The 24,039-nt window shown below is 71.4% G+C and carries 29 protein-coding genes; 15 read left to right on the top strand and 14 right to left on the bottom strand.

The annotated features are described in order from the left end of the window. Window positions 1-6 precede the first annotated feature (6 nt). Together QWY80_RS07110 and QWY80_RS07105 are read left to right on the top strand one after the other, a co-directional pair. Entirely contained in the window at window positions 7-561 is a 555-nt protein-coding gene (locus QWY80_RS07110) for an LOG family protein (RefSeq protein ID WP_290230048.1), read from the top strand. A 26-nt stretch (window positions 562-587) separates the two neighbouring features. Continuing rightward, window positions 588-1,556 carry an NAD(P)H-quinone oxidoreductase gene (locus QWY80_RS07105; protein ID WP_290230047.1) on the top strand — a complete coding sequence of 323 codons (969 nt, stop codon included), beginning with the start codon at window positions 588-590 and terminating at the stop codon, window positions 1,554-1,556. 15 nt (window positions 1,557-1,571) lie between these two features. Here QWY80_RS07105 and QWY80_RS07100 read toward each other — a convergent pair whose 3' ends face one another. Together QWY80_RS07100 and QWY80_RS07095 are read right to left on the bottom strand one after the other, a co-directional pair. Then, entirely contained in the window at window positions 1,572-2,072 is a 501-nt protein-coding gene (locus tag QWY80_RS07100) for a hypothetical protein (protein ID WP_290230046.1), read from the bottom strand. A gap of 60 nt (window positions 2,073-2,132) precedes the next feature. Continuing rightward, window positions 2,133-2,651: a tetratricopeptide repeat protein gene (locus QWY80_RS07095; protein ID WP_290230045.1), complete on the bottom strand. Its 519-nt coding sequence runs from the start codon at window positions 2,649-2,651 to the stop codon at window positions 2,133-2,135. 226 nt (window positions 2,652-2,877) lie between these two features. Between QWY80_RS07095 and QWY80_RS07090 the strand changes: the two genes are divergently transcribed. Both QWY80_RS07090 and yaaA read left to right on the top strand, forming a co-directional pair. Beyond that, window positions 2,878-3,909 carry an NADP(H)-dependent aldo-keto reductase gene (locus QWY80_RS07090; RefSeq protein ID WP_290230044.1) on the top strand — a complete coding sequence of 344 codons (1,032 nt, stop codon included), beginning with the start codon at window positions 2,878-2,880 and terminating at the stop codon, window positions 3,907-3,909. A gap of 88 nt (window positions 3,910-3,997) precedes the next feature. Further along, window positions 3,998-4,777 (top strand): peroxide stress protein YaaA, encoded by a 780-nt coding sequence (gene yaaA, locus QWY80_RS07085; protein WP_290230043.1) that lies wholly within the window; start codon window positions 3,998-4,000, stop codon window positions 4,775-4,777. 57 nt (window positions 4,778-4,834) lie between these two features. On the opposite strand, the gene QWY80_RS07080 is transcribed toward yaaA, so the two are convergent. Continuing rightward, entirely contained in the window at window positions 4,835-5,410 is a 576-nt protein-coding gene (locus QWY80_RS07080; RefSeq protein WP_290230042.1) for an isochorismatase family protein, read from the bottom strand. 96 nt (window positions 5,411-5,506) lie between these two features. On the opposite strand from QWY80_RS07080, the gene QWY80_RS07075 reads away from it, so the two are divergent. Next, window positions 5,507-6,325, top strand: a complete 819-nt coding sequence (locus tag QWY80_RS07075; protein WP_290230041.1) for a Tim44 domain-containing protein — start codon at window positions 5,507-5,509, stop codon at window positions 6,323-6,325. 72 nt (window positions 6,326-6,397) lie between these two features. On the opposite strand, the gene QWY80_RS07070 is transcribed toward QWY80_RS07075, so the two are convergent. Further along, entirely contained in the window at window positions 6,398-6,592 is a 195-nt protein-coding gene (locus QWY80_RS07070) for a hypothetical protein (RefSeq protein WP_290230040.1), read from the bottom strand. A 272-nt stretch (window positions 6,593-6,864) separates the two neighbouring features. On the opposite strand from QWY80_RS07070, the gene QWY80_RS07065 reads away from it, so the two are divergent. The 3 genes from QWY80_RS07065 (at window position 6,865) to QWY80_RS07055 (ending at window position 9,574) form a co-directional block, all read left to right on the top strand. Further along, a complete protein-coding gene (locus tag QWY80_RS07065) occupies window positions 6,865-8,766 on the top strand; it encodes a beta-ketoacyl synthase (protein WP_290230272.1) in 1,902 nt (633 codons plus the stop codon). Beyond that, window positions 8,763-9,242 (top strand): pantetheine-phosphate adenylyltransferase, encoded by a 480-nt coding sequence (coaD, locus tag QWY80_RS07060; RefSeq protein WP_290230039.1) that lies wholly within the window; start codon window positions 8,763-8,765, stop codon window positions 9,240-9,242. Before QWY80_RS07065 ends, coaD begins: the two co-directional genes overlap by 4 nt. 83 nt (window positions 9,243-9,325) lie before the next feature. Then, window positions 9,326-9,574, top strand: coding sequence for a YfhL family 4Fe-4S dicluster ferredoxin (locus QWY80_RS07055; RefSeq protein WP_290230038.1), 249 nt, complete (start codon window positions 9,326-9,328; stop codon window positions 9,572-9,574). A gap of 84 nt (window positions 9,575-9,658) precedes the next feature. Here the strand turns inward: QWY80_RS07055 and QWY80_RS07050 are convergent, their stop codons facing one another. Then, window positions 9,659-9,976, bottom strand: a complete 318-nt coding sequence (locus QWY80_RS07050) for a hypothetical protein (protein WP_290230037.1) — start codon at window positions 9,974-9,976, stop codon at window positions 9,659-9,661. Window positions 9,977-10,212: 236 nt separating this feature from the next. Here QWY80_RS07050 and QWY80_RS07045 point away from each other — a divergent pair, with 236 nt between their 5' ends. The 3 genes from QWY80_RS07045 to QWY80_RS07035 all read left to right on the top strand — a co-directional run bounded on the left by QWY80_RS07045 (window position 10,213) and on the right by QWY80_RS07035 (window position 13,615). Further along, window positions 10,213-11,589 (top strand): MATE family efflux transporter, encoded by a 1,377-nt coding sequence (locus tag QWY80_RS07045; RefSeq protein WP_290230036.1) that lies wholly within the window; start codon window positions 10,213-10,215, stop codon window positions 11,587-11,589. A gap of 94 nt (window positions 11,590-11,683) precedes the next feature. Beyond that, window positions 11,684-12,994 (top strand): short-chain fatty acid transporter, encoded by a 1,311-nt coding sequence (locus QWY80_RS07040; RefSeq protein WP_290230035.1) that lies wholly within the window; start codon window positions 11,684-11,686, stop codon window positions 12,992-12,994. A gap of 117 nt (window positions 12,995-13,111) precedes the next feature. After that, on the top strand, window positions 13,112-13,615 hold the full coding sequence (locus tag QWY80_RS07035; RefSeq protein WP_290230033.1) for an acyl-CoA thioesterase: 504 nt from the start codon (window positions 13,112-13,114) through the stop codon (window positions 13,613-13,615). A 4-nt stretch (window positions 13,616-13,619) separates the two neighbouring features. Here the strand turns inward: QWY80_RS07035 and QWY80_RS07030 are convergent, their stop codons facing one another. From QWY80_RS07030 to QWY80_RS07020, 3 genes are all read right to left on the bottom strand, one after another. Beyond that, on the bottom strand, window positions 13,620-13,943 hold the full coding sequence (locus QWY80_RS07030; protein ID WP_290230032.1) for an I78 family peptidase inhibitor: 324 nt from the start codon (window positions 13,941-13,943) through the stop codon (window positions 13,620-13,622). 62 nt (window positions 13,944-14,005) lie between these two features. Then, window positions 14,006-14,137 carry an entericidin A/B family lipoprotein gene (locus tag QWY80_RS07025; RefSeq protein WP_290230031.1) on the bottom strand — a complete coding sequence of 44 codons (132 nt, stop codon included), beginning with the start codon at window positions 14,135-14,137 and terminating at the stop codon, window positions 14,006-14,008. 69 nt (window positions 14,138-14,206) lie between these two features. Beyond that, a complete protein-coding gene (locus tag QWY80_RS07020) occupies window positions 14,207-14,953 on the bottom strand; it encodes a sulfite exporter TauE/SafE family protein (protein ID WP_290230029.1) in 747 nt (248 codons plus the stop codon). A gap of 115 nt (window positions 14,954-15,068) precedes the next feature. On the opposite strand from QWY80_RS07020, the gene QWY80_RS07015 reads away from it, so the two are divergent. Next, window positions 15,069-15,503, top strand: coding sequence for an HIT domain-containing protein (locus tag QWY80_RS07015; RefSeq protein ID WP_290230028.1), 435 nt, complete (start codon window positions 15,069-15,071; stop codon window positions 15,501-15,503). Here QWY80_RS07015 and QWY80_RS07010 read toward each other — a convergent pair. The 4 genes from QWY80_RS07010 to QWY80_RS06995 are packed head-to-tail and all read right to left on the bottom strand — an operon-like array spanning window position 15,500 to window position 18,044. Beyond that, entirely contained in the window at window positions 15,500-16,468 is a 969-nt protein-coding gene (locus QWY80_RS07010; protein WP_290230027.1) for a nickel/cobalt transporter, read from the bottom strand. The genes QWY80_RS07015 and QWY80_RS07010 overlap by 4 nt on opposite strands. Then, the gene (locus tag QWY80_RS07005; protein WP_353960443.1) at window positions 16,459-17,124 is read right to left on the bottom strand and encodes a DUF1007 family protein; all 666 of its coding nucleotides are present in this window, start codon (window positions 17,122-17,124) and stop codon (window positions 16,459-16,461) included. The genes QWY80_RS07010 and QWY80_RS07005 overlap by 10 nt, the downstream gene beginning before the upstream one ends. Before the next feature lie 27 nt (window positions 17,125-17,151). Further along, window positions 17,152-17,508 (bottom strand): hypothetical protein, encoded by a 357-nt coding sequence (locus tag QWY80_RS07000; RefSeq protein ID WP_290230026.1) that lies wholly within the window; start codon window positions 17,506-17,508, stop codon window positions 17,152-17,154. Beyond that, window positions 17,505-18,044, bottom strand: a complete 540-nt coding sequence (locus QWY80_RS06995) for a hypothetical protein (RefSeq protein ID WP_290230025.1) — start codon at window positions 18,042-18,044, stop codon at window positions 17,505-17,507. Before QWY80_RS06995 ends, QWY80_RS07000 begins: the two co-directional genes overlap by 4 nt. Window positions 18,045-18,168: 124 nt before the next feature. Between QWY80_RS06995 and QWY80_RS06990 the strand changes: the two genes are divergently transcribed. The 3 genes from QWY80_RS06990 (at window position 18,169) to QWY80_RS06980 (ending at window position 20,555) form a co-directional block, all read left to right on the top strand. Further along, window positions 18,169-19,341 (top strand): glycerate kinase, encoded by a 1,173-nt coding sequence (locus tag QWY80_RS06990; protein WP_290230024.1) that lies wholly within the window; start codon window positions 18,169-18,171, stop codon window positions 19,339-19,341. Window positions 19,342-19,518: 177 nt separating this feature from the next. Continuing rightward, the gene (locus QWY80_RS06985) at window positions 19,519-19,992 is read left to right on the top strand and encodes a Dps family protein (protein ID WP_290230023.1); all 474 of its coding nucleotides are present in this window, start codon (window positions 19,519-19,521) and stop codon (window positions 19,990-19,992) included. A 194-nt stretch (window positions 19,993-20,186) separates the two neighbouring features. Next, window positions 20,187-20,555, top strand: coding sequence for a hypothetical protein (locus tag QWY80_RS06980; RefSeq protein ID WP_290230022.1), 369 nt, complete (start codon window positions 20,187-20,189; stop codon window positions 20,553-20,555). Between the two features lie 48 nt (window positions 20,556-20,603). Here QWY80_RS06980 and QWY80_RS06975 read toward each other — a convergent pair whose 3' ends face one another. Beyond that, window positions 20,604-22,061 (bottom strand): aminoacyl-histidine dipeptidase, encoded by a 1,458-nt coding sequence (locus QWY80_RS06975; RefSeq protein ID WP_290230021.1) that lies wholly within the window; start codon window positions 22,059-22,061, stop codon window positions 20,604-20,606. A 124-nt stretch (window positions 22,062-22,185) separates the two neighbouring features. Continuing rightward, window positions 22,186-24,039 (bottom strand): tRNA(Met) cytidine acetyltransferase TmcA (locus QWY80_RS06970; RefSeq protein WP_290230020.1); only part of this gene is annotated, 1,854 nt, incomplete at its 5' end.

Below are 24,039 nucleotides of genomic sequence, written 5' to 3'. Positions count from 1 at the left end.
GAGAAGATGTCCAGATTCTGCGTCTACCTGGGCTCACGGGACGGCCGTGACCCGCAATTCCTGGAGGCCGCCCGCCGGCTCGGCACCCAACTGGCCCGGCGCGGCCACACCCTGGTCTACGGCGGGGCGCGCATCGGCCTGATGGGCGCCCTGGCCGACGCCGCCATGGCCGCCGGCGGCGAGGTGATCGGCGTGATGCCCGACCACCTGGTGGAGCGCGAGCAGGCCCACCGGGGCCTCAGCGAACTGCTTCGGGTGCGCAACATGCACGAGCGCAAGGCCGGCATGGCCGCCCATGCCGACGCCTTCATCGTGCTGCCCGGGGGCATCGGCACCCTGGAAGAGTTCTTCGAGGCCTGGACCTGGCACTATCTGGGGCTGCACGACAAGCCGATCGGCGTGCTCGACACCGGCGGCTTCTACGCCCCACTGCTGGCCTTCCTCGACACCACCGTGGAGCACGGCTTCCTCAACGCTCGCACCCGCGCGGAGCTGCTCGACGCCGCCGAGCCCGAGGCGTTGCTGGATATCCTCGAGGCGCGGCTAGCCGAGCGCCACTGACCACCAACGAGGGGGAGGAGCCCGCCATGCACGCCATCATCGTCGACGGCGACCGACTGACCTGGCAGGAGACACCGACGCCGCCGGCACCGCAGGGCCGGGAAGTTCGCCTGGGCGTCGCCTGGGCCGGCGTCAACCGTGCCGACCTCATGCAGCGCGCCGGCCACTACCCACCGCCCCCGGGGGCCAGCGAACTCCTCGGCCTGGAGGTGAGTGGCCGGGTCCTCGAGGCCGGCCCCGAGGCGCGGCTGCGCCCCGGCGAGCGGGTCTGCGCCCTGCTGGCGGGCGGCGGCTACGCCGAGCAGGTGGTGGTGGACGAACGCCAGGTGCTGCCGCTGCCCGAGGGCATCGCCCTGCGCGAGGCCGCGGCCCTGCCCGAGGTGTTCGCCACCGCCTGGCTCAACCTGTTCATGGAGGGTCAGCTGCGCCCGGGCGAGCGGGTGCTGCTGCACGCCGCCGCCAGTGGGGTGGGCACCGCCGCCATCCAGCTGTGCCGCGCCTTCGGCCAGCCCTGCTTCGCCACCGCCGGCAGCGCGGCCAAGCTCGCCGCCTGCCGCGAGCTGGGCGCCGACGCCGGCTGGAACCGCCACGACGGCAGCTTCGTGAACGCGGTGAAGGCCTGGGGCGGCGCCGACCTGATCCTCGACCCGGTGGGCGGGCGCTACCTGGCCGACAACCAGCGAGTGCTCAACGCCGACGGCCGACTGGTGCTGATCGGCCTGATGGGCGGCCGCCGGGCGGAGCTCGACCTGGGCCGCCTGCTGATGAAGCGCCAGCGGCTGCTCGGCTCGACCCTCCGCGCCCGACCGCCCGAGGCCAAGGGCGAGATCCTCGCCGCCCTCCACGCACACGTCTGGCCGCGGCTGACCAGCGGCGAGCTGCGCCCGCTGGTGGATCGCACCTGGCCCATCGCCGAGGCCGAGGCGGCCCACGCCCATGTGCAGGCGGACGCCAATATCGGCAAGGTGCTGCTCGAGGTGAGCGGCGAGGGATGAGGCGAGGCGGGCGCCTCAGGCGTCGCCGGCCAGCTCGCGGGTGCGCTGATAGGTCAGCTGCAGCAGGCGGGCATCCTCCCCGGCGCGATGGCGATGGATGCCCAACTCCACCACCAGCTTCTCCTTGGCGCGCTTCCACAGCGCCAGCTGGCACTCGCTGAGCAGCATGCGCAGCGCCTCGAGGCGGAAGGCCGGCAGCATGCCGGCGTGATGGAAGAGCAGCGACAGCCAGGTGTTGTCGTAGCCCCAGCTGTCGCTGTAGCAGACGCCGATTTCGCCGAGTTCGTCGTTGAGCCAGCGCGCCACCTGGCGGACCGGGTAGCCCTCGCGCTCGAGGCGCGCTCGGCTAATGCCGTGGAGCAGTTCCGCCTTGGGATCCCAGTGGGTCCACTCGGCCAACGGCTGGATCAGGAAGGCACAGCTGCTGCCATCCGGGCGGGCCAGGCCCACCTCGATGGGGTAGCTGCCGCGCCCGAACCCGGACGCCTCGATATCGAGCAGTGTCGGTAGCGTCACGGGCGGGAGTGTCCTCGGGCGAATGAACGGAAACGGTCGGCCGGGCCGACCTCACTCGACCTAGTGTCGCGTCTCGGCTTCGCCGCTGTCCAGCGCCTGGCCGGCCAGGCCCGAGGCGCGGTCGGCCAGCCACTGCCAGTGGTGGGCGCGCTCGGCGTCCACCGGCAGGCCCAGTTGCCCCTCGCGGTAGGCGCGGGCCAGGCGGGCGGCGGCCAGGGGGTGGCCGGCCTCGCCGGCACGGGCATACCAGGTGACGGCATGGTCATCGCGACGCGGGTAGAGGGCGCAGCCGTGCTCGTGGATCTGCCCGGCCTGGTACTGGGCACGGGCATTGCCGGCGTGAGCCGCCTCCAGCACGTAGCGCGCGCCGCGCGCCTTGTCCTGGGGACTCATGCCGCGGTGGAAGAGCATATGGCCGTAGAGCGACAGTGCCGCCGGGTGGCCGGCATCGGCGCAGCGCTGGAAGAGATGCATGGTCAGGCGCTGAGTGCGCGGCGAACGGGGAAGCCAGCGGGTATGGAACAGCTGCTCTGCCAGGCGGTACTCGAGCCGGGTGAACAGAGAGGATGCCTGTGACATGGCCTACTACCGGATCCTGTAACGCAATGGACGAGACACGCCAGCACCACCCTGTGCGCGGCGTCTGCGATCTGCTTGAACCAGGGGCCCCATCCTTGCTGCGGGGCACAACGGGCGGCCAGCATACGCCCGCCCCGGCGGCGACTCAACCCCGCATTTGCCGCCCCGCCGACGTCTGGCTACCATGCCGTTTCCATATCCGCGGATTCCGGCAAGGGGAGACAGGATGCAGACGCGACCGCTGGGCACCACCGGCATCGAGGTCAGCCGACTCTGCCTGGGCACCATGACCTTCGGCGAGCAGAACAGCGAGGCCGAGGCCCACGAACAACTCGACCGCGCCGTGGCCTTCGGCATCAACTTCATCGACACCGCCGAGATGTACCCGGTCCCGCCGAAGGCGGAGACCCAGGGCCGCACCGAGGCCTACCTCGGCAGCTGGCTGAAGCGACGCGGGAGCCGCGACGACGTCATCGTCGCCACCAAGGCCGCCGGGCCGGGGCTGGACCACGTCCGTGGCGGGCCGCGCCTGACCCGCGAACATCTCCACCAGGCCATCGACGCCAGCCTCGCGCGCCTGCAGACCGACTACGTGGACCTCTACCAGCTGCACTGGCCGGACCGCACGACCAACTTCTTCGGCCGCCTCGGCTATGAGCACGACGAGGAGGAGGACGCCACCGCCCTGGAGGAGACCCTGGCCGCCCTCAAGGAGTTGGTGGATGCCGGCAAGGTGCGCGCCATCGGGCTGTCCAACGAGACCCCCTGGGGCGTGATGCGGGCCCTGCAGCTGGCCGAGCGCCTCGGGCTGCCGCGGATCGCCTCGGTGCAGAACCCCTACAACCTGCTCAACCGTACCTTCGAGGTAGGGCTCGCCGAGATCGCCCACCGCGAGAGCGTGGGGCTGCTCGCCTACTCGCCGCTGGCCTTCGGCGTGCTCTCCGGCAAGTACCTGGACGGCGCCTGGCCGGAGGGTGCCCGCCTGACGCTGTTCGAGCGCTTCAAGCGCTACACCAACCCCCAGGCCGAGGCGGCCACCCGGGAGTACGTCGCGCTGGCCCACGACGCCGGCCTGGACCCCGCCCAGATGGCGCTGGCCTTCGTCAACTCGCGCAGTTTCCTGACCAGCAACATCATCGGCGCTACCACCATGGAGCAGCTGGAGAGCGACCTGGCCAGCGAGTCCCTGAAGCTCGACCGGGACCTGCTCGAGGCCATCGAGGAGGTGCATCGGCGCCACCCCAACCCGGCGCCCTGAGGGGCGCGCCGGCTATCGCGTCGATAGCCCACCCGGCGGGTCACGCTTGGTATACTCCGGCCAACCCCACAGGCACAGGAGCGCCCCCATGCTGAGCGTGATCTCGCCCGCCAAGAAACTCGATTTCGAGACCCCGGCCACCACCGCCCAGTACACCCGGCCGGACCACCTCGAACGTAGCCGGCAACTGATCGAGATCCTGCGCGACTACTCGCCCCGGCGCCTCTCCGAGCTGATGGGCCTCAGCGACAAGCTGGCCGCCCTCAACGCCGCCCGCTACGCCGAGTGGCACACCCCCTTCACCCCCGACAACGCCAAGCCCGCCGCCCAGGCCTTCCGGGGCGACGTCTACGTGGGGCTCGAGGCAGACACCTTCAGCGACGACGACAACGCCTTCGCCCAGCAACACCTGCGCATCCTCTCCGGCCTCTACGGCCTGCTGCGCCCCCTGGACCTGATCCAGCCCTACCGCCTGGAGATGGGCACCCGGCTGGAGAACCCGGCCGGCCGCGACCTCTACGCCTTCTGGAAGGAGACGCTGACCGCGGAACTCGACCGCGCCGTGGCGGAAAGCGGCAGCCCGGTGCTGGTCAACCTCGCCTCCAACGAGTACTTCAAGGCGATCGACACCGGCCGTCTCCAGGCGCGGGTGATCACCCCGGTGTTCAAGGACGAGAAGAACGGCAAGCTCAAGGTCATCAGCTTCTACGCCAAGAAGGCCCGCGGCCTGATGGCCGCCTGGATGATCCACCAGCGCCTCGACGATCCGGAGGGGCTCAAGGACTTCGCTGTCGCCGGCTACACCTACAACGCCGCCATGAGCGAGGGCGATACCCTGGTCTTCACCCGCCCGGAAGGCGCCGCCTAAGCCCCCTTCAGGGTCAGGCCCCTAAGCAGATTGAAGGGCCTGACCCCAAGGGGCAGGCTACGGAAATATCAAGGGGCGCGCCGCCCGGGCCTTGAGGAAGCGCCGGTGGGCCTCCTTGAAGCGCGCATCGTCGCAGCGCTGCAGCCACTCGTAGGCCACCATGTCGGCGCTGACCGGCACCGCCCCGGCCTGGACCAGGCGCTCGCGGGCCAGGCGCGCCTCCGCCGCCCGACGGCTGGCGCAGGCCTCGGTGAACCAGTAGACCTCGTAACCCGCCTGAAGCAGGCCCAGGCCGGTCTGCAGCACGCAGATATGCGCCTCGCTGCCGCACAGCACCACCTGGCGCCGCCCGCTCGCCGCCAGGGCCTCGGCGAAGGCCGGCTCGGCATGGGCGTCGAAGTGCACCTTGTGCCACAGGCGATGCCCCGGCAGCGCCTCCCGCAGCCGTGGCACGCAGCCGCCCAGCCCCTCGGGATACTGTTCGGTGAGCCACACCGGCACCTCCAGCAGCCCGGCCAGGCCGCCCAGCCAGGCGGCCTCCTCCACCGCCTGGTCGCCATGCTCGATCACCGGCAGCAGGCCGGCCTGGAGGTCGACCACCAGCAGCAGGCCCTCCTCGGGAATCAGGCGCATCGGCGTTCTCCGTCGGTTGTTGTCGTGGAGTCCCAGCATAGCCGCTAGAATGGGCCGTCACGACCCTTCCCCGCGCCTCACGGAGACCATCCTCACATGCGCCATTTCCTGATCATGCTGGTGGCCGGCCTGCTGACCCTGGGCCCGGCCCTCCAGGACGCCGAGGCGCGCCGCCTGGGCGGCGGCAAGACCTTCGGCACCCAGTCGCGCACCGTGCAACAGCAGCCGGCCGCCACCCAGCAGGACTCGGCCACCGGCAACCGCACCGCCCAGGGCGGCATCGGCTCGCGCATGCCGGGCATGCTGGGCGGCATGCTCGCCGGGGGGCTGCTGGCGGCGCTGTTCTTCGGGGGCGCCTTCGACGAGCTGCGACTGATGGACATCCTGGTGGTGGCGGGCATCGCCTTCCTGCTGTTGCGACTGTTCGCCCGCCGCCGCCCGGCCATGGCCGGCGGCCCGGGGCAGCCCGCGGGCGCGCCCCGCAGCGAGGCCGATACGACCGACGGCAGCCTCCGGGCCTTCCCGGCCGGCGGCGGCGCCTTCGCCGCCGAGCCGGCGTGGTTCGACCGCGAGCGCTTCCTGGGCGGCGCCAAGGAGCACTTCATGACCCTGCAGCGCGCCTGGGACAACAACGACCTGGCCGGCATCCAGGAGTACGTGACGCCGGCGCTCTACAACCTGCTGCGCGAGGAGCGTGCCCGCCAGCCGGCGAACAACCGCACCGAGGTGGTGCGCCTGTTCGCCGAGCTGGGCATGATCCAGGAGCTCGGTGGCCAGGCCGAGGCCACCGTGATCTTCCACGGCGTCCTCGACGAGAACGGCGAAAGCAGCGAATTCAATGAGACCTGGCACCTGGTGCGCGAGGTGCGCGACGGCGCCCCCTGGTACGTGCAGGGCATCGAGCAGAACGGCTGAGCACCGTTGCCGATGCCGAAACGCAGGAGGCCGGGCAGCGTGCCCGGCCTCCTGTATCGGGGGACGCCGCCGTCACTCGCCCTCGGCGGCCTCCTCCATCTCGTCGCCCATCTCCTCGACATTATCGCCGGCTTCCTCCATGGCCTGGTCGACCTCCTGGCCGGCCTCCTCCGCCGGGCCGGGATCGTCCTCGCAGGCCGCCAGGCCCAGCGCCAGCAGGCCGGCCGCCAGCGTCAATCCCAGTTTCCTTGCCATCACGCCTCGCATGCGACTCTCCTCCTGAGAACGGTTCGTCGAAACGGGCCACCCGAGCCACCGGATGCGGCCACGCTTCCAAACTAGCCGGCCGACCCGGGGATTGCCACCGCACCCGGTAACTTCTTGTCAGCATCGGCAACATCCGGAAATGACGCGCCACGCCAGGGCGGCCGCATGACGGGGCTGCGGGCCGGGTGCTATGATCCATGGCCTGACCGACTCGTAGACATCAACAGCACAACGAGGAACCCGGCTTGTCACACTTACCGGTGATCGTCGGCATGGGCGGCGTGAACCCTGCCGGCAGAACCTCGGGCCATCAGGCTTTCCGCCGCACCGTGCTCGACGCCCTGCCCCAGGATGACCAGGCCAGCACCCTGCTAGGCCTGGCGGCCATGATGCGCCTGGCCGGCGGCGCGGAGGACGGCAGCTGGCAGGACGCCGAAGGCCGGACGCTCGACCCCGCCGCCATCGTCGAACAGACCCGCCAGCAGGTCCTCGACCATACCCTGATCCGGCGCATCGAGGATCCGCGCTTCAACGACGAGGGCCTGCCCGCCAACCGCCGGGCCAGCCTCGCCCTGGATGCCCCCCTGACCTTCCGCATCCGCCGTCGCCAGCTCCCCGACGACCTGCCGCCCACCTGGCAGGTCCGCGAACTCGATCGCCGCCTCCTGGAGGTCACGGTGCCCGCCGGCGAGATGGACGTCATGCTCCCCGAGAGCCGCCCGGCCCAGGTGCGCGCCGCCGGCCAGCTGCCCAGCGGCTTCGAGCCCAGCCGGCTCTACCGCAGCGTCCACCATCCTCGCGGCCTGGCCATGGCGATCTTCGCCGCCAGCGACTGCCTGGGCGACAGCGGCCTGGAGTGGGACGACCTGCGCGACCGCCTGGACCCCGACGAGGTCGCCGTCTATGCCGGCAACTCCATCGGCCAGCTCGACGACGAGGGCTGGGGCGGGCTGCTCAAGAGCTTCGTCTCCGGCAACCGCGCCACTTCCAAGCAGATGCCGCTGGGCTACGGCCAGATGCCCGCCGACTTCCTCAACGCCTACGTGCTGGGCAGCGTGGGCGGGACCGGCGCGGCCCTGGGCGCCTGTGCCAGCTTCCTCTACAACCTGCGCCTGGGCGTCGACGACATCCGCGCCGGCCGCCGCCGCGTGGTGATGGTGGGCACCGCCGACGCCCCGGTCACCCCGGAGATCATCGAGGGCTTCCGTGCCATGGGGGCGCTGGCCGACGACGACAGCCTCAAGGCGCTGGACGCCCTGGAGCTGCTCAGCGACGCCGACTACCAGCGCGCCTGCCGCCCCTTCGCCCGCAACTGCGGTTTCACCATGGCCGAGTCCAGCCAGTTCATCATGCTGATGGACGACGCCCTGGCCCTGGAGGAGGGCGCCGAGATCCTCGGCAGCGTGCCCGAGGTATTCGTCAACGCCGACGGCTGGAAGCGCTCCATCTCCGCCCCCGGCATCGGCAACTACATCACCCTGGGCAAGGCCGCCGCCCTGGTCCGCGACTTGCTCGGCGAGCGCGCGCTGCGCGAGCGCACCTTCCTCCACGCCCACGGCACCAGCACGCCCAAGAACCGCGTCACCGAGTCCCACGTCTTCGACCTGGTGGCCCAGGCCCACGGCATCGAGGCCTGGCCGGTGGTGGCCGTCAAGGCCTATCTCGGCCACTCCCAGGGCAGCGCCGCCGGCGACCAGCTGGCCAGCGCCCTGGGCAGCTTCGCCCACGGCCTGCTGCCGGGCATCGCCACCCTGGATGCCGTGGCCAACGACGTCTACGCCGAGCGGCTGCGGCTGTCCCGGGACCCCGTGTCCTTCGCGGCCGACGCCGCCTTCATCAACGCCAAGGGCTTCGGCGGCAACAACGCCACCGGCGTGGTGCTCTCCCCCGCGGTGACCGAACGGCTGCTGGTGCAGCGCCACGGCGAGGCCGCCGTGGCCGCCTGGCAGGCGCGCCGCGAGGCCACCCGGCAGGCCGCCGCCGGCTACCGCCACCAGGCCGACCTGGGACGCTTCCGCCCCCGCTACCGCTTCGGCGAGGGCGTGCTGGAGGGCCCCGAGCTCGAGATGAGCGACGCCGCCATCCGCATCCCCGGCTACGCCCGCCCGGTCTCCCTGGCGGTGAACAACCCTTTCGGCAGACTTCCGGACGAAGACTCCCAGGCCCCCCAATGAATACTGCTGTCTACCCCGGCACCTTCGACCCCATCACCAACGGTCACTACGACCTGATCGAGCGGGCCGCACGGCTGTTCGACAAGGTGGTGGTGGCCATCGCCACGAGCCCCGGCAAGGGGCCGGTGCTGGACATCGATACGCGGATCGCCCTGGCCCGGGAGGTGGTAACCGGCCTGGACAACGTCGAGGTGATCGGCTTCTCGGGGCTGATGACCGAGTTCATGAAGCAGCAGAAGGCCCGCGTCCTGCTTCGCGGCCTGCGTGCGGTCTCGGACTTCGAGTACGAGCTGCAGCTGGCCAACATGAACCGCGCCCAGATGCCGGAGCTCGAGACCGTCTTCCTGACCCCGGAGGTGGAGAATTCCTACATCTCCTCCACCCTGGTCCGCGAGATCGCCAAGCTGGGCGGCGACGTCTCGAAGCACGTGCATCCCAGGGTCGCCGAAACCCTGAAGAGCCATTACAATACCTGACCAGGAGACTCGGGATTGTGCCGAGCACCATCCCTGGTCCTGTCTTACCAGCAAGGCGGCCAGCGACTTCCGCGAGGTATCCCATGGCCCTGATGATCACCGACGAGTGCATCAACTGCGACGTCTGCGAACCCGAGTGCCCCAATGGCGCCATTTCCGCCGGGGAGGAGATCTACGTCATCGACCCCGGGCTATGCACCGAGTGCGTCGGCCACTACGACGAGCCCCAGTGCCAGCAGGTCTGCCCGGTGGACTGCATCCCCCTCGACCCGGAACGCGAGGAGAGCCGCGAGGAGCTGATGGAGAAGTACCAGCGCATCACCGCGGCCTGAGCCCGTCACCGGCCGAGACCACGACGCCCCGCCAAGTGCGGGGCGTCGTAGGTTCATGACATCGCGGTTTACTGAAGTCGGGACTCAGGGCGCCGTGCTTGGTGGCGACGGCCTGGGCTCCTTCGGAGGCAAGCTCACGGTACAGCCCAGACAGCGTGCGAAAGTGGCCCTGGCCGGCGTCATGACCAGCGTCTCGGCGGCCCCTTCCATGTTGCCGCCCAACGCGGAAAACGGCATCGAAACGAGGAACAGGGCCGTCCCCCCCACGGTGGCGGCCGCCAGCAGGGGGCGTGCCACCAGGGCATCCACGATCATCGCCCCACCGCTGGGCTGGGCCTCCAGGCTCTGCCGCTGCTGTTCCGCGGCTACCGGCAGGCTGCCAAGCATGACGACCAGCGCCATGCCAACTAAGGTCGTGCGTCTTGCAGTTCGGCTCATGAGATATCCCCTGCACTGGCTCGACCTGGCTCGTGCGACCAGGTTCCGGTTGGACACCCGACAGGCAGTGTCACACTTGAAAGGTAACCCGCTTTGCCGGACCGCCCAAGTGCAGGGTAGTCGGAAACCCCGCCGCCCGGCAGTTGCGCCGACCAGCAAGGCACGCCATCCTGAGCGGCTTTATGCTTCCCGGAAACGCCGTGCCATCAGCTAACCCCTCCCCCGGGGCCGCCCGCCAGCGCATCTGGGCCCTGGCCTGGCCGATCATCCTCTCCAATATCACCGTGCCGCTGCTGGGGCTGGTGGATACCGCCGTGGTGGGTCACCTGCCGGACTCCCGCTACCTGGCCGGGGTGACCCTGGGCGCCACCCTGTTCGGCTTCCTCTACTGGGGCTTCGGCTTCCTGCGCATGGGCACCACCGGGCTGACCTCCCAGGCGCTGGGCCGCGAGGACGACACCGCCGTGCGCCACCTGCTCGGCCAATCGCTGCTGATGGCGGGGGCCATCGGCGCGCTGCTGATCCTCTTCTCCCGGCCGCTGGTCGCCCTGGGCCTGTGGCTACTGGACGGCAGCGAGACGGCCTCGGCCCTGGCCGCCGAGTATGCCCATATCCGCATCCTCTCGGCACCCGCGGTGCTGGCCAACTATGCCATCCTCGGCTGGTTCCTGGGCCAGCAGAACTCGCGGGTGACGCTGTCCATCCTGGTGCTGACCAACGCCGTCAACATCGCCCTCGACCTGCTGTTCGTGGTGGGTCTGGGCATGACCAGCGACGGCGTGGCCTGGGCCACGGTGATCGCCGACTACACGGCACTGGCCTTCGGCCTGTGGCTGGTGACCCGCCAGCTGCGCCTGCTGGAGGGCCGCTTCCTGCGCGACCGGCTGCTGGCACTCTCCGCCTACGCCGAGCTCTTCCGGGTCAACGCCAACCTCTTCGTGCGCACCCTGGGGCTCTTGTTCGCCATGGCCTTCTTTACCTCACGGGGCGCCGTGCAGGGCGACACCGTGCTGGCCGCCAACGCCGTGCTGCTGCAGTTCATCATGCTGACCAGCTACGCCCTGGACGGCTTCGCCCACGCCGCCGAGGCACTCACCGGCCGCTCGGTGGGCCGCCGCCGCTGGGACGAGTTCGCCACCACGGTGAGGGGCGCCGCCGGCTTCTCGCTGGCGACCGCCGCAGCGGCCTCGCTGGCTTTTGCCCTGGGCGGCGAGGCGTTGATCGCCCTGCTCACCGGCCTGCCCGAGGTGCGCGCCACCGCCGCCACCTACCTGCCCTGGATGGTCGTCATGCCGCTGATCGCCGTGTGGAGCTACCTGCTGGACGGGGTCTTCATCGGCGCCACGGCGATCCGCGAGATGCGCAACAGCATCTTCGCCGGCCTGGCCGTCTACCTGCCGGCCTGGTGGCTGACCCAGGCGCTGCTGCCGCAGGACCTCACCAACCACGGCCTGTGGCTGGCCTTCACCCTCTTCACCCTGGTGCGCTCCGCGACCCTGGCGGCCTACTACCGTTACCACCGTCGCACCCGCTGGCGCGACACACCCGACCAAGGTCGCCTTCACAGCGGCCTTTGACGGCCGGCAACGTTGAGGGCCAGGGTGGCGCAATTCTCTGAATCTGCGCTACTTTCTTCACACCTCTGGACAACCAGAAGAAACGGATCTCGCCATGCTCAAGGCCCTCTCGAGACCGGCAGTGAAGCTAGTCGAACGCTACCTGCCCGATCCCTACATCTTCGTGCTGTTGCTGACCATCATCGCCTCGGCGGCGGCCATCGCCGTGGAGCGCCAGGCGCCGGTGGCGGTGATGCGCATGTGGGGCGACGGCTTCTGGAACCTGCTGACCTTCTCGATGCAGATGCTGCTGGTGCTGGTCACCGGTTTCATGCTGGCCAGCTCGCCCCCCGTGAAGCGGCTGCTGCAGCGCCTGGCCGCGCTGGCCAAGGGCCCCGGCGCGGCCATCCTGCTGGTCACCTATGTCTCCCTGGCCGCCAGCTGGATCAACTGGGGCTTCGGCCTGGTGGTGGGTGCGCTGTTCGCCAAGGAGTTGGCTCGCCTGGTGCGCGTCGACTACCGCCTGCTGGTGGCCAGCGCCTACTCCGGCTTCATCGTTTGGCACGGCGGCTTGGCCGGCTCGGTACCGCTGACCATCGCCACCGACGGCCACTTCAGTGCCGACCAGATCGGCGTGATCGGCACCGGCGCCACCATCTTCGCCTTCTTCAACCTGGCCATCGTCGTCTGCCTGTTCGTCGTCGTACCGTTGGTCAACCGCCTGATGCTGCCCGACGAGAACGAGAGCGTCTTCGTCGACCCCAAGCTGCTGGGCGACGACGAGGAGGGCCGGGTACGTATCACCCGCCCCGCCGAGCGCCTGGAGAACAGCGTGGTGCTGGCCTGGCTGGTGGGCATCCCCGGCCTGATCTTCCTGGTCGACCACTTCCTGCTGCGCGGCGGCGGCCTGAACCTCAACGTGGTCAACTTCATGTTCCTGTTCCTCGCCATCGTGCTGCACCGTACGCCGCGCAGCCTGTTGACCAGCCTCCAGGAGGCGATCAGGGGCGGCGCCGGGATCGTCATCCAGTTCCCCTTCTACGCCGGCATCATGGCCATCATGGTGGACTCCGGCCTGGCGGCCACCCTCTCCGAGGGGCTGATCTCGTTCGCCACCGAGTCCTCGCTGCCCTTCTGGTCCTTCGTCAGCGCCGGCCTCGTCAACCTCTTCGTGCCCTCCGGCGGCGGCCAGTGGGCCGTGCAGGCCCCGGTGATGCTGCCGGCGGCCGAGGCGCTGGGCGTCGACATCCCGCGGGTCGCCATGGCGGTGGCCTGGGGCGACGCCTGGACCAACCTGCTGCAGCCCTTCTGGGCCCTGCCGGTGCTCGGCATCGCCGGGCTCAAGGCCAAGGACATCATGGGCTTCTGCCTGATCCAGCTGATCATCACCGGGGCGGTGATCGCGGCAGGCCTGACCTGGTTCTAGGCCACCTTACGCCTGGCGGCCCCGGTCACGCGGCGGTGCCCTCCGACTCCCCCGGCATATCGCCGCAGCGCCAGGCACTTTATGCTGGGGGGACCCTTCAACCAGGAACCGACCCCAATGGACGAACGCGCCCTCCCCGGCCAGCACGAACTGACCATGACCGTGCTGATGACCCCCGACATGGCCAACTTCAGCGGCAAGGTGCACGGCGGGGCCATCCTCAAGAAGCTCGACGAGGTGGCCTACGCCTGCGCCAGCCGCTACGCCGGTCACTATGTGGTGACCCTGTCGGTGGACCAGGTGCTGTTCAAGCAGCCGATCCACGTGGGCGAGCTGGTCACCTTCCTGGCTTGCGTCAACCACGTGGGGCGCTCCTCCATGGAGATCGGCATCAAGGTGGTGGCCGAGGACATCCGCCGCAAGGTGATCCGCCACACCAACAGCTGCTACCTGACCATGGTGGCGGTGGACGAGCACGGCCAGCCGGCCCCAGTGCCGCCGCTGGCGCTCGACACGTCATTGCAGAAGCTGCGCTACGAGAAGGCCGCGCTGCGCAAGAAGCTGCGCAAGCAGGCCGAGGAGGAGGAGCGCCGCACCCAGGTCGAACACGGCGCCCAATAGGTGGTCATCCACAATCGATGGCGGTGATGGTATCCGTCTCGTCGAGGTGGACGTTGAGGCGATCGCCGCGATAGTCGAGGGTCACCGCCGTGTCGGGACGGATCGCCCTGAGGTCGGCGGCCCCGCTCTCCTCGCGGATCGCGGCGCCCAGCGCCTCGCTCCAGGTACGGCCGACGCGGTCCTGGACTCGCTCGGCACCGCAGTCGCCGCCCTCTTCCACCCGCGGGGGCGGCGGTGCCGGTTCGGGCTCGGGGGTGGTCATCGGGCCGGTGCAACCGGCCAGCAGCAGGCCGGCGGCCAGCGGAAGCACGCGCATGGGAAACATCATCTGCCCTCCTTGTGCAGGGTGACGACACCGCGCGAATCCTTCGCCCGGCGCCGTCCGATGGGTCAATAGGTGGACCGCTGGATCGCCTCGCCCCCCTCCTCGATGTCCTCGCCGGCACCGCGCATGGTGTTGCAGCCGGAGAGCAGGGAGACGGTGAACAGGGTGACCAGCAGCATCGCCAGGGTACGCTTCATGGGACCACCTCCTCCTGTGGATTGGACATTGCCCCTGTACTTTAGCAGCCGCCGTTACCCACTGCCGCCTCAGCCCAGCAGGAGCCGCAGGATGATGGCGACGATCACCGCCACGGTCAGCCACTTCACCACGAAGGCCCCGCGCGGGCTGACATTGACCTTCACCGCCAGCCAGGCGCCCAGCATGCTGCCGGCCGCCAGCAGCAGGCCATAGCCCCAGCGCACCTGGTCGTTGATCAGGAAGATGGCCAGGGCCGGCAGGGTATAGACCAGGATGATCAGCACCTTGAAGGCATTTACCTGGCCCAGGTCGATCTTCAGCATGCGGTAGAGCACCACGATGAACAGGATCCCCACGCCGACCTGGATGAAGCCGCCATAGAGGCCGATGGCGAACATCGCCAGGTAGACCGCCGGGGTGAGGCGCTCGGCGGTCAGGGGGCGGGTGTCCAGGCGCGGCTGGGGCAGCAACATCAGTAGCGCTGCGCCCGCCATCACCGCGACCAGGATCGCCTCGAAGAGGGCATCGCTGACCTGCAGCGACAGCCAGGCGCCCAGCAGCGAGCCGACCACCGCGGGCACCGAGAGGCGCAGCGAGAGCCCCACATGGCGCGCCCCGGCGCGCAGGAAGCTGATCACCGCCGAAACGCTCTGCAGCACGATGGAGACACGGTTGGTGCCGTTGGCTTCCTGGGGCGGCAGGCCCAGGAACATCAGCAGCGGCAGGGTCAGCATGGAGCCGCCCGCCGAGAGCACGTTGATGAAGCCGGCCAGGGTACCGATCAGCAGCAGGGCCAGCGCCTCGAGCAGGGTCATGGAAGGCATCCTTTCCGGGTCGGGCCGAACAGCTTAGCCGCCGAACGGTCTGCAGGAAACACCACGACGGATCCGTGCCATGATGTGCGGCAAGCCACACGCTCCGGAGGACCCCATGAACGATTTCACGCTCGATGCCCGCCTGGAGGCGGACAGCTACCCCGTCACCGAGCTGCCACTGTGCCAGTTGCGGCTGATGAACGACGCCCGCTACCCCTGGCTGGTGCTGATCCCCCGCCGCTCGGGGGTCAGCGAGGTGTACGAGCTGGCGGAGGGCGAACAGCGCCAGCTGTGGCGCGAGGCCGCCCGGGTGGGCCGGGGGCTCAAGGAGGGGGTCGGCGGCGACAAGCTCAACGTGGCGAGCCTGGGCAACCTGGTGGCCCAGCTACATGTGCACCTGGTACTGCGTCGTCGCGACGATGCCGCCTGGCCGGGGCCGGTCTGGGGCCAGGGCGAGGCCGAACCCTACGACCTGGAGGCGCTGGCCGCCATGCGCGACCGGATCCTCGCCCTGGTGGAAGGACTCGACCTCGAACCGGAACAGGGCTAGAAGGGGTGGCGCGCGGGGGCAGACTCGGCGGGCGCCTCACGCGGAGGCGGCTCACCCAGCAGGGGGGCGCCACCGGGCTGGGTCGCCCCGCCCAGGATCAGCGAGACGCCCAGCGCCACGATGGCCAGGCCGCCCGCCAGCGCGGCCCAACCGAGCAGCCGGCCGCCATCGACCTGGCGAACCAGGCGTCGCTCCGCCCAGCCCCGGGCATGGACGCTGGCCAGGGCCAGCGCCGAGACGGTCAGTGCGGTACCCAGCGACATCACCAGCACCGCCGCCATCCCCACCGCGAAGTGGCCGAGCAGGGCGGCCGCCCCCAGCAGCAGCACGGCGCCGCTGCACGGCCGCAGGCCGATGGCCACCACCGTGGCCAGGGCGCTGCGCCAGTCGCCGGTCTGCCGGGGATCGACATGATGATGGCCAGCGCAGCAACCGTCGTGGTGGGCGTGATGGTCGGCGGGAGCGCGACGCAGCCGGCGGAGGGCCCGCCCGCAGAGCCAGGCCCCGAGCAGGGTCACCATGGCGAAGCTCGCCTGCTCCACCCAGGCCACGCTGCCCATGGCCTGGCGGGTCAGCCAACCCAGGCCGAACACCAGCACCGTCACCAGGCCGATGGCCACCGCCCCCTGCAGCAGGGAGGCGGCACAGGAGAGCACCAGGGCCCGGCGCCGCGCGCCGCCCTGGGAGACCAGGTAGGTGGCCAGCACCGCCTTGCCGTGGCCCGGGCCGGCGGCGTGGAAGACCCCGTAGCCGAAGCTGATCCCCAGCAATGTCGCCCAGGCTGCCGGCGAGGGCGTCGCGGAGAAGGCCTGGATGGCCAGCGTCAGATCGCGATGGAAGTCGCGCTGCCAGCCGATCAGCCGCAGGCTCAGCGCCTGGAAGGCCTCCTGCAGCAGTGGCCAGGCGAGCAGCGCCAGCAGCAGGGCCACGCCGCACAGGGCCAGGCGTCGGGCGGTCAGCGGCACGTCACCTCCCCGGTCTCGGCGAAGTGGCGCCCGAGCCCCGGTTCGGCCTCGTCGGTGGCGTCCAGGCGCGCCGCCTCGGCGACCCGCTCGGGATCCGGCGAGGGCGCCAGGATGCGACTCTCGCAGTCGAGCTCGCCACTCATGACGAGGGCATCAGCCGCCGGGGCGTCGTCCTCGGCCTCGTGGACCACCTCGAGGTAGTAGGTGGGATCGAAGACCCGGTAACGCAGGCGGCTCCCGGCCAGGGGCAGCGGCTCGGCCAGCGGCAGTCGGAAGCGGAACTCGACGCGCCCGTCGCGCTCCAGCACGGTGTACTCCTCGACCTCGCCGAAGGCCACCGCATCGCCCTCCAGGGCCATCTCGGTGAAGTAGCCCTGGGGAGCGAGGTTGTCGCGGATCTCCAGGCCGAGTCGGTCGAGTCCCGCCTCCAGGCCCTCCTCAGCCTGCCCCAGCTCCTCGAGGAGCACCAGGCTGTAGAAGGGGTCCAGCCGCCACGTCTGCTCCAGCTCGGTGAGTCGTCCCCGGTCGTCCACCGCCAGGCGCATGCGCAGGTCGATCCAGCCGTGGGGATGAGCCAGGGCCGCCTCGCCGGCGACCAGGCAGCACAACGCGACCATCCAGTACCGCCAGCGGCGCCGGGGCCGGGTCCTCGTCACGGGTCTCTCCATGCGCCTCGACGCTCCTCAGTCCATGGCCATGCGGTTCTGGATGTCCATCGACAGGCGATCCAGGGTCTCAGGCGGCAACGGGCGGCCACCTCGGGTGGCGGTCAACGCCAGGCGGCTGCCCTCGCCTTCCGCCTGCACCTTCGCCTGCACCCGGTAACCGGGCCAGCGGGAGAGCACCGCCTCCAGGCGTCCCAGGTCGGCATCGGCATGGCGCAGCACGTAGCCGCTGTCCATCAGGACCTCGGCGGTGGTCGTCAGCGCCGTCTCGGGGGGCACCGCGAAGGTCAGCTCCCGGGGCGGCACCGGCGCGCCCGGGGTGGCACAGCCGGCGAGCAGGGTCGCCAGCAACAGCAGGGCGGCGAGTCGACTCATGCGTCACCTCCCGTGGCCATGGCATCGCGCAGCCGCCTGCAGAAGTCGTCGGTACTGGCGCTGCGCGCCTCCAGCAGTTCGCCGCGCCAGTCGATCAGCTGCAGGTCGCGACTCACCCGGATGGTCTCGTCGCCGACCAGCAGCGAGACCCGCTCCAGTTGCGTGGCATCACGGGTCACGCTACCCACCCCGCCGAAGCCGATCATCATCCCGCCGGCCACGCGGCCCCTGCCGCCGCCGATCCCGACCCCACCGAACATGCCGTGGCGTTCCCAGTCATCGTAGCGACCGCCGTAACCGGGCAGGATACGGATACGCTCGGCGCTCACCACCGCCGGGGCCAGGGCGGTGTGACGTATCAGGAAGCCGTCCTCCTCCAGCGCCGTCACGGCCCGGCGCAGCACCTCGCGCGGGGCCGTCCCCTCGGCCGGCCAGCGACACGCCGCGGCGGGAGCGGGCTCGGCCACCGGCAGCGTGGAGGGAAGGGTCTGGCAGCCGGCCAGCGCCAGCAGCAGGGACAATAGCCAGGGGCGCATCGGAACTCTCCGTGGTTCGATACGGGAAGTGTACGCACTGCGCCGGGGCGACGGGAAGCCGGGGGTTCAGCACGGCGACCGACGCGGCTAAGCTGGAGCGAACTTCCGCGACACGAGCATGCCCATGAAGATCCTCATCTGCCCGGATAGTTTCAAGGACGCCCTGCCGGCCCCGGCGGCGGCACGCGCCATCGCCTGCGGCCTGCGTCGCCTCGGCGATGCCGTCGTCGCCGTGGAGTGCCCCCTGGCCGACGGCGGCGAGGGTAGCCTGGACGCCCTGCTGGCCGCCACCGGCGCCGAGCGGCGCCGCGCCACCGTGCAGGACGCCCTGGGGCGCCCCACCAGCGCCGCCTGGGGCTGGCAGGCCGAGCGTCGCACCGCCTTCGTGGAGCTGGCCGAGGCCAGCGGCATCCAGGCCCTGGCCCTGGGCGAGCGCACCGCTCTGCACAGCACCACCCACGGCGTGGGCGAGCTGATCCGCGAGGCGCTGGACGCCGGCGCCGAGCGGCTGCTGCTGACCCTGGGCGGCAGCGCCACCAACGACGGCGGGGCCGGCATGCTGGTGGCCCTGGGCGCCCGGCTGCGCGACGCCCGGGGTCGCGACCTGCCGCCCGGCGGTGCCGCCCTGGCGGATCTCGCCGAGCTCGACCTCTCGGGGCTGGACCCGCGGCTGGCCGGGCTCGAGGTGGAGACCGCCGTGGACGTGGACAACCCGCTGCTGGGCGAACGCGGCGCCAGCGCCGTGTTCGGCCCCCAGAAGGGCGCCACGCCCGCCGATGTGGCGCGGCTGGATGCCGCCCTGGCGCGCTTCGCCGACCTGGCCGCCGCGGCGCTGGGGGTGGACCACCGCGAGCTGCCGGGCGCCGGGGCCGCCGGCGGCATGGGCTTCGCCGCCCGCGCCTTCCTGGGCGCCGCGCTGCGCCCGGGCATCGAGCTGGTGATGACCCAGGCCGGCGTCGACGCCCTGCTCGCCGATGCCGACCTGGTGATCACCGGCGAGGGCCAGCTCGATGGCCAGAGCCTGGCCGGCAAGACCCCGGTGGGGGTGGCCCGGGCGGCACGCGCCCGGGGGGTGCCGGTGGTGGTGCTGGCCGGCCGCCTGGCCCCGGGCTGGCAGGCCGCCCATGACGAGGGCATCGTCGCCGCCTTCGCCCTGGCCGATGGCCCCATGGGGCTCGACGAGGCGCTGGAGCGCTGCGCCGAGCTGCTCGCCGACCGGGCCGAGAGCGTGGCACGGTTGCTGCTGGCCGCCCCGGCGGCAGCCACCCAGGCGATGCCGACGCCGTCGGGCGCCTGACGGCGCCGGTCGCGCAACGCTCGCCCCGACGGGCCGGCCCCTCGCGCCAAGCCTAGAAATGGCCGGGTGTCGCCAAGACGTCATGGGTGGAGGCTATGGTGCCCATGGAAAGGATTCGTTATCCCTCCGGCGGGCGGCCGGGTAGTCTGCACCCCTCGAGATCAAGGAGGCATCCGCATGAGCGATACCAATTCCATCGGCCTGCACGAGGCCAGCGCCAGCCAGCTCGCCGAGAAGCTCAACGAGCTGCTGGCCAACTACCAGATCTTCTACATGAACGTGCGCGGCTATCACTGGAACGTGAAGGGGCCGCAGTTCTTCGAGTTGCACGCCAAGTTCGAGGAGCTCTACACCGACCTGCTGGCCAAGGTGGACGAGGTCGCCGAACGCATCCTCACCCTGGGCCACCAGCCGGTCCACGCCTACAGCGACTACGTGGAGATCTCGCGCATCGCCGAGGACAAGAACGTCAGCGACGGCGAGGAGTGCGTGAGGGGCGTGCTCGCGGGCTACCGGGTGCTGCTCGAGCGGCAACGCGAGCTCCTCTCGCTGGCCTCCGACGCCGACGACGAGGGGACCGCCGCCCAGATCGGCGACTATATCCGCGAGCAGGAGAAGACCATCTGGATGCTCGGCGCCTACCTCGGCTGAACCGCCGGTACGCCCCGCGACGATGCGACACCGCCCCGGGCGGTGTCGTCATTTGTGGTCACCCGGCCGGGGAATATGGAGAGATTCGGGAACCGCGGCCCGCCGGGTCCGGGCCGCCCACCGCGGCGATATACTGCACAGCATGGGATCACGGGGATGACGCGACCCGACGGATCACCCATGGAGGCAAGCCCATGAAACGCCTGCTGATCGCCGCCCTGCTGGCCGGCCTGACCCTGGCCCTGAGCGCCCCCGCCATGGCGGACCACCGCCATCACGGCCACCGCCCTCAGGTGCACCATCACTTCCACCACCACGATCACCGCGCCGACCGTGGACGCCACCACTTCCACCACCACGATCATCGCGCCGACCGCGGACGCCACCACTACCAGAAGCGCTATCGCGCGGCCATGAAGCGGCACCATCATCGCTACCGCTCGGGCCCCCGGATGATCGAGCGGCACTACCACCACCGCCCCTCGCGGCATCACCGGCACAGCGACATCCCGCTGGTGACCGTCGGCGGCTATCCGGCGATCCGGATCCGGGTCAACCACTGACCCCCATCGCCCGCCGCCGGGGCACGTCCCGACGGCGGGCCGGCACCGCTACCCGGCCAGGTCCTCCACCAGGCCGCGCAGCAGCGTCCAGAACTCCTCCACCGAGGCGAGCTCGACGCGCTCGTCGGGAGAGTGCGCACCACGGATCAGCGGGCCGAAGGAGATCATCTCCAGGTCGGGGTACTTGCCACCGAGGATGCCGCACTCGAGCCCCGCGTGGATCACCTTGACCGCGGGTTCGCCGCCCAGGCGCTCGCGGTGCACGCGCCGGAAGCGTGCCAGCAGCTCGCTGTCGGGCCGCGGCGTCCAGCCCGGATAGCCGTTCTCCACCCGCACCCGGGCGCCGATCAGCTCGAACAGGGCACGGATCCGGTCGGCCAGGTCGACGGTGGCGCTGTCGCGCAGCGAGCGCACCAGGGCCGCGAGCCGAAAGCGCCCTGCCTCCAGGCTCACCACCCCCAGGTTGTTGGAGGTCTCCACCACGCCGGGGACCTCCTGGCTCATGCGTTCGACGCCACAGGGCGCGGCGTGCAGGGCGGCCACCAGCAGGCGGCTGGCCTGGGCGGTCAGCGCCTCGTCGGCGGGTGCCGCGGCCTGGGAGACCGTCAGGGCCAGCGCCTCGTCCACCCCGGCCAGTTCGGCCCGCAGGATGGCCTCGAGCTCGGCCACCCGCGCCTCGGCGACCTCCCGTGCCTCGGCGGGCAGCGCCAGGGTGGCGAAGGCCTCCCGCGGCAGGGCATTGCGCAGGGTGCCGCCCCGGTAGGCCACCAGGCGCGCTTCCTCGGCTTCCAGGGCGCGCAGCACCCGCACCAGCAGCCGATTGGCGTTGCCCAGCCCCTTGTGAATGTCGATGCCCGAGTGACCGCCCTGCAGGCCGGTCAGCGCCAGCTCCAGGGTCACCTCGTCATCGGCCAGGGGAGCGCCGGGCAACTGGGCCTCCACCACCACGTCGGCGCCCCCGGCGCAGCCGATGAACACCTCGCCGCGGTCCTCGGAGTCCAGGTTGAGCAGGTAGCGGCCCTCGAGCCAGCCCTCGGCCAGGTTGAGGGCGCCGCCCATCCCCGTTTCCTCCTCCAGGGTGAACAGCGCCTCGAGGGGGCCGTGTTCCAGGGCCTCGTCCTCGAGGATCGCCAGGGCCGCGGCCACCCCCAGGCCGTTGTCGGCGCCCAGGGTGGTGTGGCGGGCGCGCAGCCAGCCGTCGTCCACCCGGGTCTCGATGGGATCGCGGGTGAAATCGTGGGGGTGGTCGGCATTGGCCTGGGCCACCATGTCCAGGTGGCCCTGGAAGATCACCCCCGGGGCCGCCTCGTGCCCCGGCGTGGCGGGCTTGCGGATGCGCAGGTTGCCGAAGGCGTCGCGGTCGTGGGCCAGGCCGCGGGCCTCGGCCCAGGCCTCCAGGCGCGCCACCAGGGCGGCCTCGCCGCCGGAGGGGCGCGGCGTCTCGCACAGGGTCCGGAAGTGGCGCCACAGCGGCCGGGGCGCGAGCTGGTCGAGATGTTCGTTCATGGGGATCCCCTCCTGATTGACCGGCCTACCTGACTCAGGGTGCTATAACAAGGGAAGTGGCCGCCAGTAGCACCGGCAACTATCGCAGTTACCGGCACCGCTCGGGGCTGATCCGGCCCCCTCGCTATGTACAGCTACGTTTGTCCGCCAGCAGCGCCGCCGTGGCCTCGCGCAGCCGGGCGGTGACCTCGCGGCGCCCCGAGACGCCCAGGCGCCGCGCCAGCGCCTCGGTGCCCAGCCCCTGGAAGCCCCAGGCCACCAGCAGGCAGAGCGCCTCGCCGTCCGCGGCCTGGCCCCGGGCCAGGGCATGGCGCACCAGCGCCTGCAGCGCCGGGCGCGCCAGGGCCGGCTCGCGGTGGCCGGCGGCCACGTCCCGGGCGTCGCGCAGGTCGGCCGCGTCCAGCGCCGGCCCCGCGCCTTCCGCCAGCAGGGCGGCGGCCACCTCGGGCGCCAGCCGCGGCAGCTCGAAGGCCAGCAGGCCGGGCAGGGCGCGCTGGAAGCGCGCGGCCAGCTCCGCCACCAGGCGCTCGCCGCGCGGCGTGAGCGGGCGCGCCACCATCAGGGCGTGCTCGCCGGTGGCCGCCTCGCGGGTCAGCCCCAGGCGTACCGCCCGGAAGCCCAGGACACGCCAGAAGCCCATCAGCCCCGGCTCGGCGCCGAAGCTCGCCCCCAGGACGTCGCGGCCGTCGTCGCGGGCGCGGGACAGCTCCGCCTCGATCAGGCGCCGTCCCAGCCCCTCGCGGCGGCGCTCTGGCGACACGGCGATGCGCAGCACCCGCCGCAGCCGACCGGTCAGCGCCTCCCGGGAGCCGGCGTGGGCGGCCAGGGACTGGGCCATCAGGTGGCCGCGGGGACGCCGCTCGCCGCGGGCCACCCGCTCGGCCAGTGCCGCCTCGAAGCCACCCTCGTCGGCGGTGAGCGCCACGCCCAGGGGGGTGTCACCGGTTTCCAGGGTGGCGATGCCCAGCCCCGGCCCGTCCAGCAGCAGTCGCAGGTCGCTCGGCGTGGTGCGGTAGTGGGCCTGCACCAGCAGCCCGAACAGGCCGCGCAGGCGCGGCTCGTCCCTGGCCAGGGCATCGCGGGACGGATGTCGCAGCACGGGCTCACCCACGACCTCCGCCACCGGCGGCTCGGCATCGAGCATCAGCAGCCGGTGCACCAGGCCCTCGAGGGGATCGTCGACCGCCCAACGGATCGGCTCGCCCAGGTGCAGGCCGCGCCAGTCGGGGGTACGCCGGTCGAGGCGCTCGCGGAAGCGCAGCGCGAAGCCGCGCCCGGAGCCCTCGTAGCCGTGCACCGTGGTGGCGAAGGCGATGCGCGGGAAGGCCGCGAGCCACTCGCCGAGCAGGCCGGCGGGGATGGCCGCCGCCTCGTCCACCAGCAGCAGCCGCCCCGGGCCGCCCGCCCGACCCTCGCGGGCCAGCTCGGCCAGGGCATCGGGGGCCACGAAGCGTACCGCCCGATCCTCCAGGCGGAAGGTCTGTCCGTGCCGCTCGCCCGCCGGGCAGAGCGCCGCCAGTCGCTCGAAGAGGCTGGTTACCGCCGCGGGCCGTGGTGCGGTGACCAGGATCTCCGGCTCGCCCGCGGTCAGCAGGCGCGCACAGGCGATGCCCAGGGCGGCGCTCTTGCCGCGGCCGCGATCGGCGGTGATCACCAATGGCCGGCGACGGCGCAGGCGCAACAGGCGGGCCACCGCCATGGCCTGGTCGCGGGTCAGGCAGTCGGGATCCGCGGGGGATGCCGAGGGAGACGGCGGCGTCCTCGGCAGCGCCGGCAGACGCGGCCCCTCTCCCGCCGGCCAGCGGATCACCCCAGGATCGGCCTCGAGCAGCCGCGCCAGGCGAGCCAGGTAGCGCGCGGCGAGCGCCTCGGGGCGCCAGGGGTGCTCGGCGAGCCGGGCATAGTCGGCATCGGGATGCTCTCCCCAGTCGGCCGGCGTCAGCAACACCAGCAGCCCACCGGCGCGCAGGGTGCCCGC

The organism is Halomonas ramblicola, from assembly GCF_030409215.1.
Lineage (GTDB): Bacteria > Pseudomonadota > Gammaproteobacteria > Pseudomonadales > Halomonadaceae > Halomonas > Halomonas ramblicola.
The sequence above is the reverse complement of the archived record's forward strand: the minus strand, read 5'-3'. Positions and strand labels throughout refer to the sequence as shown.